Source organism: Paraburkholderia sp. EG286B (assembly GCF_040965655.1).
Classification (GTDB): domain Bacteria; phylum Pseudomonadota; class Gammaproteobacteria; order Burkholderiales; family Burkholderiaceae; genus Paraburkholderia.
Genome location: NZ_JBFRCF010000003.1, coordinates 165,505 through 183,668, shown reverse-complemented (window position 1 = coordinate 183,668; position 18,164 = coordinate 165,505). Strand labels below are relative to the sequence as shown.

The following is an 18,164-nucleotide window of genomic DNA, read 5'->3' as shown; positions in this document are numbered from 1 at the left end:
CGTCAGGAACTGCACATATGCGTCTATTGCGAACGGTAAGCGCTCACGCCCTGCGGCTCTATCGTACGCGAGCCGATCACGTATGCATCGTCGGGAATATCCGCAGAAAGCGTGTGCGTGCCCGGCCCGTAGTTGAACACCCAGGTGAAGCCGCCGCGCCGGCTCACGCGGATCGCGTCGCCGAGCGGCTGCGGCGTGAGGCCCGCCTCGCGCGCCACGCGCGCAAAGAGCGCCTGCGTGCTCGCTTCGTCGAACAGGCTCGCGAGGTAGTGGACCGCGCCGCTCTTCACATAAGCGGGATGGCCGTCGCTGAACGTCGCGCGCACTTCCGGCACGGCCCATTCGTTTTCGCCGGTGTTGGCGCCGAGTTCGATCAGATCGCGCCAGTGGCGCGCGTGGCCTTCGTGCGCGCCGTCCAGCTCGAAGCGCACCGGCTCGCTGATGTTGGGCCGCAGCGACTCCACGCGCCACACGCGCAGCGGCAGCAGCGCCGCGAGCGGCCCGGGCGGCAGGTTGGCGGGAATCTGCAGATCGGCGGTTTTCGAGCCCGTGCGCGGGCCGATCACCACTTGCGCGCCCGAACTGGCGAGGCGCTGCACGAAGTCGTCGGGCACGACGGGCAGCGGCGGCACGACCACGAGCCGGTAGCCGTCGAGCGGCGCGTGCACCGAAACGATATCCACGTCGAAGCCGAGCGCGCGCAGCGCCGAGTAGTACTCGACAGCGAAGCGCGGATAGTGGAAATCTGCGCCCTGCGGATGAATCTCGAACAGCCACTTCGCCTCGTAATCGAGCACGAGCGCAACCGGCGTCTTCACGTCGAAATCGCGGCCGCCCTTCGCCGCCGCGAGCACGGCCTCGATTTCCTCGGCCACGCGCGCCGCCTCCGCGCTGCCGAGGTCGGGGCGGTTGTCGGGCGTATTCAGGCCCGCGTGCATCTGCTCCTGCGCGAACGGCGCCTGGCGCCAGCGGAAATACGACACGCAGCCCGCGCCGTGCGCGAACGCTTCCCAGCTCCAGAGGCGCACCATGCCCGGCAGCGGCGCGGGGTTCCAGTGGGCCCAGTTCACGGGACCGGGCTGCTGCTCCATGACCCAGAACGGCAGCTTCGACATCCCGCGATACACGTCGTGATTGAACGAGGCGAAGTCCGGGTGGCCGGTGCGCAGATAGCGCGCCTTCACGTCGGGCGCGTACCACTGCTGGTCGAGCGCGCCGAGCGGATAGCTGTCCCACGCCGCGACGTCGAGATCGGCGGCGACCTTGTAGTGATCGAACTCCATGAAGAGCTGCATGAAGTTGTGCACGATGGGCCGGCCCGGCGAATGCGCGCGCAGGATATCGACCTGCATGCGGTTGTAGCGCTGCACTTCGTCGGAGGCGAAGCGCTGGTAGTCGAGCCGGTGCGACGGATGCGCCTCGGTCACGGTGCCAACGGGCGCCTCGATTTCGTCGAAGCTGCGGTACTCCATGCTCCAGAACACGGTGCCCCAGGCGGTGTTGAGCGCGTCGATGCTGCCGTAACGCACGCTGAGCCATTCGCGAAAGCGCTGCACCGCCGCCGGCGAGTAGCTGACCACCGTTTGATGGCAGCCGTACTCGTTATCGGTTTGCCAGTACGCGACGGCGGGATGCTGGCCATAACGCGCGGCGACCGCCTCGCAGATGCGCCGCGAAGCCTCGTAATACGCCGGCGACGAAAAATCGTAGTGGCGCCGCGAGCCGAACCCGCGCACGCGGCCATCGGCGCCCACGGGCAGGATGTCCGGATGCTGGTCGATCAGCCACTTGGGCGGCGTGGCCGTGGGCGTGCACATCACCACTTGCAGGCCGGCGTCGCCGAGCGTGTCGATCGCGCGATCGAGCCAGCCCCAGTCGAATTCTCCGGGCGTCGGCTCGATGCGGCTCCACGCGAACTCGGCGATACGCACCTGCGCGATGCCGAGCGCCTTCATGCGCGCGGCGTCGTCTTTCCACATGGCCTCCGGCCAGTGCTCCGGGTAATAGCAGACTCCAAGACGCATCCCTGTGTCCTCGCTCGTTGTTGTCATGCGGGTTGATCGGCGGTAGCGAGCGGCGCGACGGCGAAGCCGTCTTCCGCGAACAGATGGCAGGCGCTCGCGTTCGCACGGAACTGCACGGTGTCGCCGCTACCCAGCCGGGCATCGCCGGGCGCCTTGGCGACGAGCACCGCCCCGCCCGGCTGCTCGAGATGCACATAGCTGTGCTCGCCGAGCTCCTCGACCAGCGTGATGGCGCGCGCAATCGTCAAGGCATCCTGAGCATCGCGCGAGGTGCGTGAGGCCACGCCATCCACCACCAGTTCGAGATGCTCGGGACGCACGCCGAACGTGACCGGCGCGCCCACGGCGAGCCGCGCGCCTTGCACCGGCAGCCGTACCGTTTCGCCGCTTTCGTCGAGCGTGACGCTCACGCCGTTCGCCTCGATGGCGGCCACGCGCGCCGGCAAAAAATTCATGCGCGGCGAGCCGATGAAGCCCGCCACGAAGCGGCTCGCGGGCCGGTGATAAAGCTCGAGCGGCGCGCCCACCTGGGCGATGCTGCCGTACCGTTCGGTATCCTTACCGCTATGCAGCAGGACGATCTTGTCGGCGAGCGTCATCGCCTCGATCTGATCGTGCGTCACGTACACCACGCTCGCCTCTTCGAACTGGCGATGCAGGCGCGCGATCTCGATACGCGTCTGGCCGCGCAAGGTGGCGTCGAGATTGGAAAGCGGCTCGTCGAACAGGAACACGCCGGGCTCGCGCACGATCGCGCGGCCAATCGCCACGCGCTGCCGCTGGCCGCCCGAAAGCGCCTTGGGGTGACGCTCGAGCAACGCCTCGAGCTGCAGAATGCGTGCGGCTTCGCGCACCTTGCGATCGATCTCGGCCTTCGGCGTTTTCGCGAGCTTGAGGCCGAACGCCATGTTCTCGTACACGGTCATGTGCGGGAACAGCGCGTAGCTCTGGAACACCATGGCCACGCCGCGCTGCGCGGCGCTCACGTCGTTCACGAGCTTGCCGCCGATCGAAATATCGCCGTCGGTCACGTCTTCCAGGCCCGCGATCATGCGCAGCAGCGTGGACTTGCCGCAGCCCGAAGGGCCGAGGAATACACAGAACTCGTTCCTGCCGATCTCCAGATCGACGTTGCGAATCACCGGCGCATTCTCGCCGTATGCCTTCTGAACGCCGCGCAACGAAATGCTCGCCATCGTCCCGTCTCCATGTTCTAATCAGCACGAAACGGAGATTAAGCGCTTAATCAGCAGCCCATAAAAAAGCGACCGCTGATGCGATCTGGCTGCCTTGTCTCCGATATTCGCTTTGATTGTCGGGCCAATGTTGCAGTGCCCGTCACAATCATGCAAATGTTGAATCGCCTTCCCATATTTTGAGATGGACGTTTGAGAACCCATGCCGACCCTGAACGAAGTCGCGCACCGCGCCGGCGTCACGCCAGCCACCGTCTCGAACGTCTTGCGCGGGCGCGGGCGCGTGGGCGAAGCCACGCGTCAACGCGTGCTCGAAGCGGTCGAGGCGCTCGGCTATCGCCCGCATTTGTCGGCCCGCGCGCTCGCCGAAGGGCGGCCGCCCACGATTGCGCTCATGGTGTCGAGCATCGCCAATCCGTTCTATCCGGAGTTCGCGCTCGCCGTGGAAAATGCGCTGCGGCGCAGCGGGCGCTTCCTCATCATCTGCAATACGGATGGCGACCCGCAAACGGGCCGCGCCTACCTCGAACAGATCGCGGGCACGCTCTCCGCCGGCGTGCTCGTGATGAACGCCAATCTCGACTTTGCCGACCTGCGCGCCACCGTGCGGCGCGGCGCGCCGGTCGTGCTGTGCATGTGGGAGCGGCCGCTCGACCCGCCGGGCCTGCCGTGCGTGGCCGTGGACTTTCGGCGTGCGGGGGAGCTTGCCGCGCAGCATCTGCTGACGCTCGGGCATCGGCGCATTGGGGCGATCGTTGGCAGCAAGGTTTCGGGCATTCACGCGGCGCGCTATGACGGCTTCGTCGCGGCCATGCAGGCCGCCGGGCTCGACGGCGCGGGCGCGCCCGTACGCTACGCGCCGGATACGACGCAAGGCGGCTATGCGGCCACGAGCGAATTGCTGGCGCGGCATCCCGACCTCACCGCGATCTTCGCAACCAACGACCTGCCCGCGCTCGGCGCGATGCAGGCCGCCGCCGATCTCGGGCTCGACGTGCCGCGCGAGCTTTCCGTGGTCGGCATCACCGATATTCAGCTGGCGCGCGAGTCGCGGCCCGCGCTCACGACCGTTGCGGTCGCAACGACCGAGGCGGCGGAGCTGGCTGTCGAGCTGCTCACGGAACTGGTCGAAGCGCCCGATTCGGCCGCCGGCGCGGCGGCGCGCGTATGCGTAGTCCCGGCGCCGCGGCTGGTCGTGCGGGCTTCGACGGCGGCGCCGCGGGCGAAAGGCTAACGAAAGAATTAGCCTGTCAAGTCCCACCCAGCGCAAAGAACCCATACGCAAACGTTAAGGTTCCCTCCAAACCATCCGTTAAACACGATGGCGCTGCACCTGTGCACCGCCGCGAAAAATACAAATCGAAGATGGCTGGAGAAAAACGAACGTGAAGCGAACAACGTTGAATCAGAAAGCCTGGGGCATCGTCGGGCTGCTATGGATCTCGCTCGTCGTGCTGGTGGTGGCCAACGCCTTCATGACGCGCTCGGGCATGGTGACGGACCGCAAGACCCTCGTCGAGCAGGAGACGCAAACCGCCTTGGGCGTGGTCTCGTACTACCAGAAGGAAGCCGCCGCCGGCCACCTGAGCGCCGACGACGCGAAGCGCCTCGCCATCGCCACGCTGCGCGGCACGCGCTACGGCGACGACCAGAGCGGCTACTTCGGCATTTACGACAGCAACGCCGTGGCGCTGCTCGTGCCGCCCAAGCCGGAGATGGAAGGCAAGAGCCAGGCGAACATGACCGACCCGCGCGGCACCCATGTGGCGCTCGAGATCGTCAAGAGCTCGTCCACGGGCGGCGACGGCTACAGCAGCTACTGGTGGCCGAAGCCCGGCAAGAGCGCGCCGGTCGAAAAGATCACCTATTCCGCCCTCGTGCCGGGCTGGGACTGGCACATCTTCACGGGCATCTATACCGACGACATCGACGACGCCTTCCGCAGCGCGCTGATCAGCAACCTCCTGCTCGTGACGGTGATCGGCGCGGCCGTGACGCTCGGCCTCATGTGGCTCATCGGCACGATCCGCCGCAGCCTGGGCGGCGAGCCGGAATACGCCTCGCAGATCTGCCAGCGCATCGCCGAAGGCGATCTCACGGCCCACGTGAATCTCGCGTCCGGCGACCAGCACAGCCTGCTCCATTCGATGCAGCAGATGCAGCGCCAGCTGGTCGACACCGTGCAGCGCATCCAGACCTCGGCCGAATCGATCACGACGGGCGCCAAGGAAATCGCGGCGGGCAACCTGGACCTGTCCTCGCGTACCGAAGAGCAGGCCGCCTCGCTCGAGGAAACGGCCGCCAGCATCGAAGAGCTCACGACCACGGTCAAGCACAACACCGACAACGCGCGCCAGGGCAACACGCTCGCGGTGAACGCGTCGGAAGTCGCCGCGCGCGGCGGCGAGGTCGTGCGCCGCGTAGTCGAAACGATGAACGAGATTTCGAGCAGCTCGCAGCGCGTCGAGCAGATCATCGGCGTGATCGACGGCATCGCCTTCCAGACCAACATCCTCGCGCTCAACGCGGCCGTGGAAGCGGCGCGCGCCGGCGACCAGGGCCGTGGCTTCGCCGTCGTGGCGGGCGAAGTGCGCAGCCTCGCACAGCGCAGCGCGACCGCCGCCAAGGAGATCAAGGACCTGATCGGGCAGTCGGTGGCGCAGGTGTCGGAAGGCACGAAGCTCGTCGACGAAGCGGGTAAGACCATCGACGAGGTGGTGATTTCCGCGCGCCGCGTGGCCGACCTGATGGGCGAAATCGCGGCGGCTTCCGAGGAGCAGCACACCGGCATCGAGCAGGTGAACCGCGCCGTCGCCCAGATGGACGAAGTGACGCAGCAGAATGCGGCGCTCGTGGAGGAAGCATCGGCGGCGGCGCAGTCGATGGCGGCGCAGTCGAACGGCTTGCGCGACGTCGTGACGGTATTCCGGGTCGGGGCGCAGGCCGAGTCGACGGTTGCGTCCGCGGCGGCAGCGCCCGCTCAACGCGCGCGCGCCGTGCGCCCGGCCGCACCGCTCAAGCGCCCTGCCCCCGCGAAGGCCGCGCAAACCACGCCGGCCCGCAAGGCCGCCAACCCAGCGCCCGCGGTCACAGCAAAGGCGGCATCTGCCATCCCCGTGGCCACCGCCGCTCACGAAGCGGCAGACTGGGAAACGTTCTAATCGTCGGTCGCGATGTGATCACGCAAGGCGCGCGCCCTCACCGGGCGCGCCTTGCTCCGCCCGCCATGCGGCAAACGTGATCAACCCGGGCGCAAGTCCCGGATCGCCGATACGCGTCCAGCTCGTATGCGTGTCGTCGAGTCCCGCCACCGGCTGCGGCGTGGCGAACTCCACGCGCGCCATGCCCGGCCGATACGCCTCGTTCGGCCAGTACACCGGCATGACGCGGCGCGCCGCCATTTCCTCGCGCAACGTTTCGGGGCCGCCTTCGTCGGTCACGACATCGCATTGCGCCGCCCAGTCGTGACTGTCCCACGCGAGGAACACGCCGGCGTCGCCTTCGACGTCGAAGGTGAGCACGGCGTTCTGCTCGGGGCGCCAGTAGTACTCGACGATGCGCTCGCGCAGCGCGACTTCGTGCAGCACGTCGGCGATACGCCGGTTCGCGTAAATCGCGCCCACGCCATGCACGCCGATATGGCCGCGCCGCGCGCAGAACTTGCGCTTGGCGTCGTCGATCGCGCCGCGCAGCTTGCGTGTCATGGCCGGATCGGACTTCTTCACGTAGAAGTCGATCAGCCCCGCGTTGAACGCCTCCACCGCGTGTGATTCGTCGGCCGTGGCCGTGAGCAGGATGCGCGTGCACGCCACGTCCTTCGCGGCGGCCAGGAAGTCGACGCCGGTCATCTCCGGCATTTCGTAGTCCACGACGAGCGCGGCGATATCGCCAAAGCGCGCCGCGTCCGTCATCACGTCCTCGCCCAGCGCGTTGCCGCCGCGCTTCTCGAACTCCGACCATGCCGCGCCCGCTGCGGGATTGCGCGCACTCTGCCGCGCCTCGTGCGAAGCGACGAAGGCCAGCGCCTCTCTCGCGCTCGTGAAGTAGCGGTCCGTGCCCGCGCCCGGAAAGAGGCCGCGCAGCGCGTAGAGAAAGTCGGGGCTGTCGTCGAGAAAAACGACGGAGACGGGATGGTAAACCGGCTGTCTGACGATGGAACTCATGCTGGATCTCGGTAAGCGCGCTGCGCCTCATGCGGCGCGCCCGCCACCCGGAGCTGCACCGCGAGGAAAACATGTGGATTATGCGGCGTCTCGCCTGGACACAGCAACCCGAAGCCGCAGGTGCGCGGTCAATCAAACACGCGCAAACGTTATCGCACCCAGCGAGCATGAAGCGGTTTGCGTATGTGGGGAGCACGGTATTGGATGAAGAGGAACACGAAGAGAATGGTGCATGCCTCCCTTTCTCCGGAGGCACGCGCGGCTGCCGCCTGCAGCCCCTATCTGGAGTCACTCTGATGTACGCACGCGAATCCATTCCCGCCTTCCTGTCCCGTGGCACCGCCGGATTCTCCGACGAAATCATGGAAGCTACGCCGACCAAAACGTTCCATCACGTCATCGACATCTACCTGAAGGACTCGAACGCGTTCATGAACACGTATTTCGCCCGCTATTTCGAATGGCAGGGCATTTGCCGCGAACGCTGGTTTCACGAGTGCATTCACAACAATCTGCTCGCCTCGGGCGGCGTGTTCGTCACCAAGCGCGCACACCAGGAATACGTGCAGGAAACCTTTCCGTTCCAGCGCGTGGATTGCTACCTCAACACCTTCCAGGTGCGTCAGTGCTCCGCGTATCTCGTGTTCCGCTTTTGCGTGGACGGGCGGCCCGTTTCGCTCGGCTATCAGCAGATTCTCTTTGCCGGCACCGACAAGCGCATTCGCCGCTTTCCGCCCGGCATCATCGAGCGCGTGAAGGAATACGAGCTGGTCCTGCCTTCGGGCTCGAACTGAGCGTAATGAACCCGGCTATCTGAACTAGCCCGCGAAGTCCTGCCCCGCCGGAAAGCGGCGGGGCTTCGCCGGTGCGTCGTGCAGCGCGCGGTCGGCGCTCGTGCCGGGCTCGGGCAGGCGGATCGTGAAGGTGGTGTGCACGTGCGGCTCGGACTCGCAGGCGATCGTGCCGCCCAGCGCCTCGGCCACGCGGCGGCAGAACGTCAGGCCCATGCCGGCGCCGCGCCCATGCGCCTTGGTCGAATAGAACGGATCGAACACGCGCGGCAGGACATCGGCGGGAATGCCGCAGCCGTTGTCGATGAAGCGCAGCACACAAAAGCCCGCTTCGCTCGTCGCGCCGATCTGAACGCGGCCCACGTAATCGCTCACCCTGTCGCTTCTTTCGGCCATTTCCGCGTGAATCGCGAAGAGCGCGTTCTTGAGCAGATTGAACAGCACGAACACGACGAGCGAATCCGAACCCGAGAAACTCAGCTGCGCGTCGATGGGCGCCACCTCCACCATGTCGCGCTCGCCGGTGCGGAACGGAAAGCGCTCGAGCGCGGCATTCACGCAGGAGCGCACCGGGTAGGTCTCGAAGCTGCGGCGGTCGAGCCGGTCGAGCGTGAACGAAGCCAGCGACATTTCCACCACGGTGCTCGTGCTGTCCACCTGGCGGCGTATCGAGGTGGCGAGCGAGGACAGGCGCTCCGACTGCCCGGGATAGAGGCCGTCCACGCACAACTGGTGCTGCACGGCCAGCTGGTAGCCGCGCATGAGTTCGGGCAGCACGTTGCCGATTTCCTCGGCATGCATGCCGATGGCCGCGAGCGGCGTGGCGACCTCGTGCGCCACCGTGGCCGCGATGAGGTAGGGGCGCATGAGGCCGTAGCGCACGATCGTGACCGCGAGAATGCCGAGGCTGATCGCGATGAACACGGCGCCCACGGGATAGAACGCGAGCCCGTAATTCACGGCGTAGTCGGTGGCGGCGAGCGCGTACAGGCCGAGGCTCACGAAGCACAGGTCGAGCAGCTTGCGGCGGTCGTGCGCGTGCGTCTGGCCGCGCGCGGCGTACAGCAGCCAGGCGCTGCGGCACGCGAGCAGCACGGTCTGCGCCACGTGCACGGGGTGCAGCATGCCCGCCTTCGGATACTTGCCGAAGAAGAACGTGCCGTAGCCGTCCACGACGGCGTCGCTCAGCAGAAGCAGCGCCGCGAGCAGCACGCTGAGCAGGTACGAGGCGATGAGCAGCGGGCGTTCGCCGCGCCGGCCGCTCACTTCGGTCACGAAGTGATAGAACGTGGTGGGCAGGAACAGGATGAAGAAATAGCCGACCTTGACGAGGACGGCGGACAGCTCGGGATCGGACGTCTGGAACAGAAACGCCCAGGTGCCCTGCCAGAAGAACGTGGTCGCGCACATCAGGGCGAACGGCACCGAGAGGCGCGTAAAGCCCTCAGTCAGGAGCACGTAGACGCCGAATCCGAGAAATAATGCGGACACGAACGCTGGCAGGATCGAATACATAGTCTGTCGCGTGGGTTCTTGTTCCGACCTGGTTGGCGCGGCGCGTTCCCTGCAGCGTTCCCCGTGCGCCCAATCTGCGATTCACGGGGCGGCTCTCGCCGCCCGATGCAGGGCGCATGAAATGCGCGCCGATCGAATCGATTTTGCCGATTATCGCCGCTAATCCCTCGTTGCGGCGAAATTTTGCCGGTATCGGCGACGCCGCCATGCGCCGCGAATCCGCGATGGCCCAAATTCGGTCGAATTGGCAGAAAACCACGCCATCCGTCGATTGAGGACAACCCTGGCGCCACCCAGAATAGAGGTCATCACCCACCCCGACGGAGCACCCAGATGACCCCGACCCTCGCCGATGTCGCCATCCCCGACAGCAAGCTCGCCCGCGAAATCACCGAACTCGTGCGCGACACCGAATCGCCGCTGCTGTTCCATCATTCGAGCCGCGTCTATTATTTCGGCGCCCTGGCCGGCCGCCGGCTCGGCCTGAAGTTCGATCGCGAACTGCTCTACGCCGGTGCAATGTTTCATGACATGGGCCTCACGCACGCGCACAGCAGCGAGCACGAACGCTTCGAAGTGGACGGCGCGAATGCCGCGCGCGACTTCCTGCGCGGCCACGGCATCTCGCAGCACGACATCGACCTCGTGTGGACCGCCATCGCGCTGCATACGACGCCGGGCATCCCGCAGCACATGGATCCGGTGATCGCGCTCGTCACGGCGGGCGTCGAAATGGACGTGCTCGGCATTGCCTACGACCGCTTCAGCGACACCGAGCGCGAGGCCGTGGTGCACGCGCACCCGCGCAGCGAGCACTTCAAGGAGGACATCATCCAGACCTTCTATGACGGCATCAAGCACAAGCCCGCCACCACGTTCGGCAACGTCAAGGCCGACGTGCTCGCGGACAAGGACCCGCACTTCCATGCCGGCAACTTCTGCAGCGTGATCCGCCATTCCGCCTGGCGCGGGTGAGTGACACCGGGGATGATCCGGGACGTCTGACGCGGCATGCGGCGCGATTCTGACAGGCGATGCTATGCTCATCGCGATGTCCGGAAACGCGCCGCGGGGCCACGCCGCAACGCGATGCGCGCGTCCAGTCGCAGTCCCCCGAGGGCTTCATGCAGCACACGCCAGGCCGCACGCGGCCGCACGGCTTCTCCAGCATGGTCATGAAACGCCCGCACCTCGTGGTGACGGTGTGCTTTCTTGTGGCCATGGCGCTGGTGAGCGGCGTGGGCCTGCGCCAGCTGTACCAGATGACGCGCTACGACCTCCATAGCCGCCAGCGCGACCTCGAGGTGCGCGCCGTGGGCGTGGACGCGCTGATCTCCGCGGAGCGCCGGCGCCTGCTGTTCCTGCGCGACTATGCGGAACGCATCCTCGCCTCGCAGAGCCAGCAGCGCGCCGGCTTGCAGAATCCGAAGGCGCAGGCCGCGCTGCGCGACAGCGGCGAGCTGCAATGGACGGCTCCCGGCGCGATGGATGGACCGCTCGTGTTCGGCACCAATGCGCAAGGGCTCGCGGGCATCGAGGGGTTTCACCGCGACGACGCCACGCTGCCCGCCGACATCGTGCTCGCGCGCGCGATCAGCCCGCTCCTCGCAATCAGCCAGCACGCCGACGCAGTGCAAAGCACGGTCGCGTACATCTCGGCCAACGGCCTGTACGTGCTCTCACCCGAACGCCCCGACGCGCACGCGTCCGACCTGTTGCGACGCTTCAGCACCATGCCCTACTACCGCCTGCATGTGACCGGCCAGAACCGGGGGCGCGATATCGTCTGGACTCCGATCTATACGGAATCGAAAAAGAGCGAGGCGATCGCCACGCTCAGCGCGCCCGTCTACGCGAACGGCCAGTTTCGCGGCGCCGTGGTGATGGACGTCGCGCCCTCGCGCCTGCTCGCGCTCCAGCTCGCCACCTCGAACCTGACCGACGACGAGGCGCCTGTCGAGTTCGGCCTCCTGAACAGTAACGGCGACCTCGTCTATTTCGTCAATGGCGAGATCACGGCGCAGCGTCCCGCGCGGTTCGATCCGCATCTGCTCGACGTGGCGCGCGGGTCGGCGGCGGCATGGATGAAGCGCGGCAAGGGCTACGCCGTACGCTCGGGCCGCTACCTGCTGTTCCAGCACGTGGGCGAGACGCACTGGATGCTGCTCACCGACACGGACGACTCGGAACTCACGCTCGCGGCGGCGCGCCGCGTGTTCAACAGCCCGCTGATCGTCGCCTGGCTGGCGATCGCGGTGCTGCTCGTCGGCACGCTGCGCATCGTCACGCACATATTCGGCCAGTACGTCGAGGCGAGTACGCGGCTCGAAACGCTCGCGCGCAGCGATCCGCTCACCGGCCTCGCGAACCGGCGGCGCTTCCAGGAAGTGTTCGACGAGACGCTGGAGCGCGCCGCCCGCGAAGGCGGTGAAGCGGCGGCGCCCGCCGTGGCGATGCTGATGCTCGATATCGACTACTTCAAGCGCGTGAACGACCGCTTCGGCCACGCGGCGGGCGACCGCGTGCTGGTGATCTTCGCGGAGATCCTGCGCAACAACCTGCGCAGCGCGGAAATGCCCGCGCGCGTGGGCGGCGAGGAGTTCGCGGCACTGCTGCCCGGCGCCGATCTCGCCACGGCGGCGGGTGTGGCCGAACGCATCCGCCGCGCCGTCGAAGCGCACGCCGCGGATGCGGCGCATGGCGCCGGCGCGCCGGGCGAGGCCGCGAACCCCGATGCGATTGCGTTCACCGTCTCGATTGGCGTAGCGGCCAGTCCCGCCGACTGCCCCGCCCATTACGAAGCGCTCATGCAGGTCGCCGACCGGCGGCTCTACGCCGCAAAGGAAAGCGGCCGCAATCGCGTCGTTGCAGAGGATTCCCGATCGATCGATCCCGCCCGCGCCTGACGTGCGCTTGACGCCCGCTGGCCGTTTTCATGCGAAACGCATGAGCGTGAGCGCCGGCGGCCACGGCGATTGCGCTCGCGCGCCGGACAGCAGCGCGTCGCCGCCAGCGGAAAGACGCTACCATCGGCAGCGGCGATCGACGAAGGCCGCGCGTCGCCGACATCCGCGACGCCGGAGCCCGACCGTACACCATGAGCAGCCGACTCACCGCCCTGACGACGTTCTGTGTCGTGGCGTTCGCCGTCCTGGCAACGCTCACGGCCGCGGTGTACGCGTCGGATGCCGTGTTCGAACGCCAGCAGCGCCAGCACGTGGACGTCTTTTCGCACCGCGCGCTGCTGCGCGCCGAACTGGTGACCGCCGAAGCCGAGTCCGCCCTGCGCGAGCTGACGCCATACCCCGACACACCGTGCACGAGCGAGCACACGCAACGCCTGCGGCATGTCGAGGAACAGTATCGATACATTCGCGAAGTCGCCACGACCGATGGCGTACGGCTGCACTGCAGTTCGCAACGCGGCACCGTCGATACCGCATTGCCGCCGCCCGAATGGACCTATGCCCAAAGCTTCACCGCCTGGCATACCGAAGTCGGCAGGCCCGGCAGCGAGCGGCGCATGCTCAACATGCGCCTCGGCAACCACGTCGTGGTGATCGATCCGCGCTTCTACCTCGACATCGTGCCGCTCGACGACACCATCGAGCTGACCGTGCTCGAAACGCAGGACGGCGCCGTGATTTCAAGCTGGACGAACGCCGACCACGCCCTCGTACGCGCAGCGCTGCAGCGCACCAGCGGGAGCCCGTATTTCGAGGGACGCTATTACGTCGTCGAGCGCTCGCAGCGCTATCCCATCGCGGTGGTCGCGTACGAGCCCGAGGAACGCATGCGCCGCAACCTGCCCGCGCAACTGAGGACCGTGATCCCGCCCGCGCTCGTCCTGAGCGCGATCGGCACGTGGCTCGTCCTGCGCTGGCGCCGCAAGCTGCGCACGCCGCGCAACGCGATGCTGCAGGGCATCCGGCGGCGCCAGTTCGTGGCGTGGCTGCAGCCGCTCGTCTCGCTGGAAAGCGGACGCTGCGTCGGCGCGGAAGCGCTCGTGCGCTGGAAGCTCGAAGACGGCACCGTCGTCGCGCCGGACACGTTCATTCCCATGGCGGAATCGCTCGGTCTCATCGAGCCCATCACCGATCAGGTCATACGTTCCGTGTTCGAGGGCGTGGGCGCCGTGCTCGCGCGTCGCCGCGATCTGCATGTCTCGGTAAACCTTGCCGGCAAGGATCTCGCCGGCACGCGCGTGCTCGCGACCCTCAAGGGCAAGCTCGCGAAATATGCCGTGCACGCCGAACAAATCTGGTTCGAAGCGATCGAGCGCACGCTCATGGATACGGCCAGCTCCGCGCCCGTTCTCGCAGCGTTTCGCGCGGCCGGCCACCGCATTTTCATCGACGATTTCGGCACGGGGTATTCGAGTCTCTCGTATCTACAAGACTTGCCCGTGGACGGCATCAAGATCGACCGCGCGTTCATCCGCTCGCTGGCGAGCGGCGAGGAAATGAACAAGATCGTGCCGCACATCATCGAAATGGCGCGCAGCCTCGACCTGCTGATGGTCGCCGAGGGGGTGGAAACCGAGGCGCAGGCGCAATATCTGCGCGAGCGCGGCGTGCAGTTCGCGCAGGGCTGGCTCTATGCGAAGGCCATGCCCGCCGACGAATTCCTGCGCTACCTGGAGCGTGAAGCGGCGCGCACACGCGAGACGTGAGCGTGAGCGCGGCGCACGCTCAGGCGAACGAACCCGGCGACGCGGCGTGCGGCAGCCCGCCGGGCAAGTCCGGGAATGCCACGCCGCAGCGCGCCGCGGCGGCCCTGCTGAGCACGGCGCTGTCGTAGCCGCGACCCGCAAAGCGCACGACATCGACGAGACTAAAGCCTTGTGCGCGATAGAACGCGATCAGGTGAGCGGCGGGAAACGGCGTGTCGAGCGCGAGCTGCGTGTAGCCGCGCGCAGCCGCCCAACGCCCCGCGAACGCGAGCAGCGCACGGCCGATACCGCGGCTTTGCCATTTGGGCTCGATGCCGAACTGATGGACCGAAGCCACACTGCGCTGGCGATAATGTTCGCACTGCGAATGGCTGTTGTGACCTTCCACCGTGAGCGTACCGACGATCCTGCCATTGCAGATGGCGACGAAGCAGTCGCCAGCCAGCGCGCGTTCACGCGTGAGGCTCGCCGCCTGATCGGCGCATGAGCAGTGCAATCCGAGCGACGCGAGCCGCGAGAACGCGCGATGCAGCAAACGCGTGAGCGCTTCCCATGAGTCGTGGCGCGGATCGAAGCGCCTCAGCACGAGCCGGCCGAGGCCGGGCTGCACGGAAGTGATCTGCTCATCCGGGCGCTGGGTTGCACGCGAGATCGACATGGCGTCTCCAGTCGTTTCGATGCCCCTAGTCTAGGGTTGACCCGTAAGGGCCACAAGAAAAAATCTCGTAAAAACCGGCGCGAATGGTGTGAATGCAGGGGCGATTGCGCGCTATCCTTGCGCTGCCATGCGCTCCACCACGGCGAGCACGATGCGCTTCGCCGAGTCGATATGCGCCACGGTCGAGGCGCGCGCGCTGCGGGCGTTGCGTGCGAGGCAGGCTTCCAGGATGGCCTCGTGTTCGTGCTGAAACGAGGGCGTATCGGCAAGCAGCGTAATCTGCAGCCGCTCGTAGCGCTCCACCTGCGCGCGCAGTTCGCGGATCGCCGCCAGTTGCCGGGCGTTGCCGCACGCGCCGTAAAGCAGTTCGTGAAACTCGCGGTTGAGTTCGCCCTGCTTCTGCGTGGTGAGCGCCTCGCCCAGCAGCCGGTGTACGAGTTCCGCGCGGGCGAGCGTTTCGGCGTCGAGGCGCTTGACGCCGTGAAAGATCGCGTCGCCTTCGAGCAGCGCGCGCAGGTCGTAGATTTCTTCCACGTCCTGCACCGTGAGCAGGCGCACGACCGCGCCGCGATTGCGGAAAATCTCGACGAGCCCCTCGCGCGCGAGCCGCTGGATCGCTTCGCGCAGCGGAATGCGGCTCACCTCGAAACGCTCCGCGAGATCGCGCTCGACGAGGCGCTCGCCGCCGCCCAGTTCGCCGCTGACGATCAGGTCGCGCAAGCCGGACGCAACCGCGTCCGCCGTGGAGTCGAATTTTGTTTCCATGCGTGTCATGTCCGGTTCGCGTCCGGTTCTCATCTGAGCCATTTCGGCATAATGGTATACCAAAATGCCGAATGCGTTCATAATGACGTACCCCCTTTCGAACGGACGGAGAGTCAGCATGGCGCATGGCGAACACACCTACCGCGTTTCGGTGCAATGGACGGGCAATCGCGGCAGCGGCACCTCGGGCTATCGCGACTACGACCGCGATCACGTGATCCGCGCGAACGGCAAGCCGGACATTCCGGGCTCGTCGGATCCGGCCTTTCGCGGCGACGGCTCACGCTGGAACCCCGAGGATCTGCTGGTGGCTTCGGCTTCGGCGTGCCACAAGCTCTGGTATCTGCACCTGTGCGCCGAGGCGGGCATCGCGGTGCTCGCCTATGAAGACGAGGCCGAAGGCACGATGGCCGATACGCCGCAGCGCGGCGCCTTCACGAAGATCGTGCTGCGCCCACACGTGACGATCCGCGCGAGCGATAACCGCAGCCTCGCCGAGCGGCTGCATCACGCGGCGCACGAGCAGTGCTATATCGCCAATTCGGTCAACTTCCCCATCGTTTGCGAGCCGACCATCGAACTGGCTGCGTAACGGCTCGCGAACGCCCGAGGCCGCTCCGCCGGCCATGCCGGCACTCCCGCGAGTGCCGGCAAACAGGTCTCGATCACGAATTCCCACGCGAAACGATAGATAACGTCCTTACGTCCGATCGCCCCCTGCGAAGCATGCTCAAATAACTCGTATGCGATTTAATCTTATGCGCTTGACACGGGCAAATTTCTCGTCCATTATGCATCGCATGCGATTCGATCTTATGCGACGCATATGACCCAAACCTGAAATCCATCAAGGAGTGCAACATGGCAACGATCGACAAAGTGCTGTTCTCGGGCAACACCCATACCACCATCAATCACGACCCCGCGGCCCAACGCGGTGAATTCGGCGTCGTCGACCTCGAACTGACGTCTTCAAGCGGCGAAACCCTCGACATCGTCGCGACCGAACCGCATCCGCGCGCCGAGCAACTGTTCGCCGGCGCATGGTCGGCCTGCTACATCTCCGCGCTCGCCATCGCGGCCTCGCTGAAGAAGGTCGCCCTGCCGGAGGACGCTTCGGTCGACATTCAGGTCGACGTCGGCCAGACCGGCGCCGCCTGGTTCCTGGGCGCGCACTTCACGGTCACGCTGCCGGGCATCGAGCAAAACGTGGCCGAGGCCATCGCGCGCAGCGCCCATCAGATCTGCCCGTACTCGAAGGCCGTGCACGGCAACATCGACGTGAGCCTCACCGTCGTCACCGCATAACCGGCAACCGCAATTCACGCTTTCACCCAAATTCACTGCAATTCACATTGACCTAGCGAGATCCCATCATGAAGACCCAATTCATCGCCAAGCTCCTCATCGCCCTTTCTATCGGCGCAGCCGCCCCCGCATTCGCCAGCGGCTACGGCCCGGCCCCGTCCTATCGGCCCGAAGTCGGCGCACCGGCATCGCAACGCGGCCAGAGCGTGCAAACGCTCGCGGCCGAGCGCGCCGAAAGCGGCACCGCCGCGACGGCATACGGCGGCATGGCCGACGCCACCTCGGCCGCGGGCAGCCGCGTCTCGATGGAGCGAAACAGCCTCTTCGCCCACCATTGATTGCGCCACCGCGTCGTGGCTGTTTCGCCGGGCATTGCGATGGCGATGTACGGCGGAACCGGTGTCGGCCTACGATATAATCGCAAGCGATTTATTCAAGTTTGCGAGCCATTGAGGCCTTTGCCTGAAGAGGATGACCATGAAATCGACGGACCACCCGGCGCAGGGCGCCACGCCCGCGCCGCTCGCAGACTACCTTTGCTTCGCGGTCTACTCGACCAATCTGGCGTTCGGCAAGGCGTACAAGCCGATCCTGGACGAACTCGGGCTGACCTATCCGCAGTACATCGCGATCATCGCGCTCTGGGAGCAGGACAACCAGACGGTGAGCGGCCTGGGCGAGAAGCTCTTTCTCGAATCCAACACGCTGACGCCGATGCTGAAAAAGCTCGAAGCGATGGGATACGTGCAGCGGCGGCGCGATCCGGAAGATGAGCGCCAGGTGCGTGTGAGCCTGACCGCGAGCGGCCGGAAGCTGCGCGAAAAGAGCCTGAAAGCCGCGGATCTCACCGACGCGACCGGGCTGGGCCATGACGAATTCATGAAACTGCAAAAGGCGATCGTGAACCTGCGCGCCAATCTGATTCGTTCACTCGACACCGAATAGCCGTCGCAGCCGCGCCCACGTTTTTTGCGGACCGGCTTCGATCATCAATAGTCAGGACTACGACAAATACCGTGGTTAAAGGAAGGCATACGCACGTCCAATGCGTCCTGCTCGCCACGGTCCAACG

At 66.3% G+C, this 18,164-nt stretch carries 17 protein-coding genes; 11 read left to right on the top strand and 6 right to left on the bottom strand.

Annotated elements, in window-relative coordinates; all coding sequences use genetic code 11:
* Positions 1-23: 23 nt before the first annotated feature.
* Positions 24-2,024, bottom strand: a complete 2,001-nt coding sequence (locus tag AB4Y42_RS06985; protein ID WP_368691133.1) for a beta-galactosidase — start codon at positions 2,022-2,024, stop codon at positions 24-26.
* 23 nt (positions 2,025-2,047) lie between these two features.
* A complete protein-coding gene (locus AB4Y42_RS06980) occupies positions 2,048-3,220 on the bottom strand; it encodes an ABC transporter ATP-binding protein (protein ID WP_368693746.1) in 1,173 nt (390 codons plus the stop codon).
* 202 nt (positions 3,221-3,422) lie between these two features.
* On the opposite strand from AB4Y42_RS06980, the gene AB4Y42_RS06975 reads away from it, so the two are divergent.
* Positions 3,423-4,454, top strand: a complete 1,032-nt coding sequence (locus AB4Y42_RS06975; RefSeq protein WP_368693745.1) for a LacI family DNA-binding transcriptional regulator — start codon at positions 3,423-3,425, stop codon at positions 4,452-4,454.
* Positions 4,455-4,620: 166 nt separating this feature from the next.
* A complete protein-coding gene (locus AB4Y42_RS06970; RefSeq protein ID WP_368693744.1) occupies positions 4,621-6,381 on the top strand; it encodes a methyl-accepting chemotaxis protein in 1,761 nt (586 codons plus the stop codon).
* Between the two features lie 18 nt (positions 6,382-6,399).
* Here the strand turns inward: AB4Y42_RS06970 and AB4Y42_RS06965 are convergent, their stop codons facing one another.
* Positions 6,400-7,383 carry a response regulator gene (locus AB4Y42_RS06965; RefSeq protein WP_368693743.1) on the bottom strand — a complete coding sequence of 328 codons (984 nt, stop codon included), beginning with the start codon at positions 7,381-7,383 and terminating at the stop codon, positions 6,400-6,402.
* A 296-nt stretch (positions 7,384-7,679) separates the two neighbouring features.
* Here AB4Y42_RS06965 and AB4Y42_RS06960 point away from each other — a divergent pair, with 296 nt between their 5' ends.
* Positions 7,680-8,177: a thioesterase family protein gene (locus AB4Y42_RS06960; protein WP_342922133.1), complete on the top strand. Its 498-nt coding sequence runs from the start codon at positions 7,680-7,682 to the stop codon at positions 8,175-8,177.
* A gap of 24 nt (positions 8,178-8,201) precedes the next feature.
* On the opposite strand, the gene AB4Y42_RS06955 is transcribed toward AB4Y42_RS06960, so the two are convergent.
* Positions 8,202-9,689: an ATP-binding protein gene (locus tag AB4Y42_RS06955; RefSeq protein ID WP_368693742.1), complete on the bottom strand. Its 1,488-nt coding sequence runs from the start codon at positions 9,687-9,689 to the stop codon at positions 8,202-8,204.
* A 116-nt stretch (positions 9,690-9,805) separates the two neighbouring features.
* Here AB4Y42_RS06955 and AB4Y42_RS06950 point away from each other — a divergent pair, with 116 nt between their 5' ends.
* The 4 genes from AB4Y42_RS06950 (at position 9,806) to AB4Y42_RS06935 (ending at position 14,361) form a co-directional block, all read left to right on the top strand.
* On the top strand, positions 9,806-9,964 hold the full coding sequence (locus AB4Y42_RS06950) for a hypothetical protein (protein WP_368691138.1): 159 nt from the start codon (positions 9,806-9,808) through the stop codon (positions 9,962-9,964).
* Between the two features lie 58 nt (positions 9,965-10,022).
* Positions 10,023-10,664: an HD domain-containing protein gene (locus AB4Y42_RS06945; protein ID WP_368691139.1), complete on the top strand. Its 642-nt coding sequence runs from the start codon at positions 10,023-10,025 to the stop codon at positions 10,662-10,664.
* Between the two features lie 149 nt (positions 10,665-10,813).
* Positions 10,814-12,595: a diguanylate cyclase gene (locus tag AB4Y42_RS06940; protein ID WP_368693741.1), complete on the top strand. Its 1,782-nt coding sequence runs from the start codon at positions 10,814-10,816 to the stop codon at positions 12,593-12,595.
* A 191-nt stretch (positions 12,596-12,786) separates the two neighbouring features.
* Entirely contained in the window at positions 12,787-14,361 is a 1,575-nt protein-coding gene (locus AB4Y42_RS06935) for an EAL domain-containing protein (protein WP_368693740.1), read from the top strand.
* A 19-nt stretch (positions 14,362-14,380) separates the two neighbouring features.
* On the opposite strand, the gene AB4Y42_RS06930 is transcribed toward AB4Y42_RS06935, so the two are convergent.
* Positions 14,381-15,019 (bottom strand): GNAT family N-acetyltransferase, encoded by a 639-nt coding sequence (locus AB4Y42_RS06930; protein WP_368691142.1) that lies wholly within the window; start codon positions 15,017-15,019, stop codon positions 14,381-14,383.
* 111 nt (positions 15,020-15,130) lie between these two features.
* Complete coding sequence (locus tag AB4Y42_RS06925; RefSeq protein WP_368693739.1) at positions 15,131-15,784, bottom strand: GntR family transcriptional regulator; 654 nt, start codon at positions 15,782-15,784, stop codon at positions 15,131-15,133.
* A 118-nt stretch (positions 15,785-15,902) separates the two neighbouring features.
* On the opposite strand from AB4Y42_RS06925, the gene AB4Y42_RS06920 reads away from it, so the two are divergent.
* The 4 genes from AB4Y42_RS06920 (at position 15,903) to AB4Y42_RS06905 (ending at position 18,037) form a co-directional block, all read left to right on the top strand.
* On the top strand, positions 15,903-16,376 hold the full coding sequence (locus AB4Y42_RS06920; protein WP_368691144.1) for an OsmC family protein: 474 nt from the start codon (positions 15,903-15,905) through the stop codon (positions 16,374-16,376).
* A gap of 269 nt (positions 16,377-16,645) precedes the next feature.
* Positions 16,646-17,092 carry an Ohr family peroxiredoxin gene (locus AB4Y42_RS06915; RefSeq protein WP_368691145.1) on the top strand — a complete coding sequence of 149 codons (447 nt, stop codon included), beginning with the start codon at positions 16,646-16,648 and terminating at the stop codon, positions 17,090-17,092.
* 68 nt (positions 17,093-17,160) lie between these two features.
* Positions 17,161-17,430 carry a hypothetical protein gene (locus AB4Y42_RS06910; protein WP_368691146.1) on the top strand — a complete coding sequence of 90 codons (270 nt, stop codon included), beginning with the start codon at positions 17,161-17,163 and terminating at the stop codon, positions 17,428-17,430.
* Positions 17,431-17,569: 139 nt separating this feature from the next.
* Positions 17,570-18,037, top strand: coding sequence for a MarR family winged helix-turn-helix transcriptional regulator (locus AB4Y42_RS06905; RefSeq protein WP_254315907.1), 468 nt, complete (start codon positions 17,570-17,572; stop codon positions 18,035-18,037).
* Positions 18,038-18,164 lie beyond the last annotated feature (127 nt).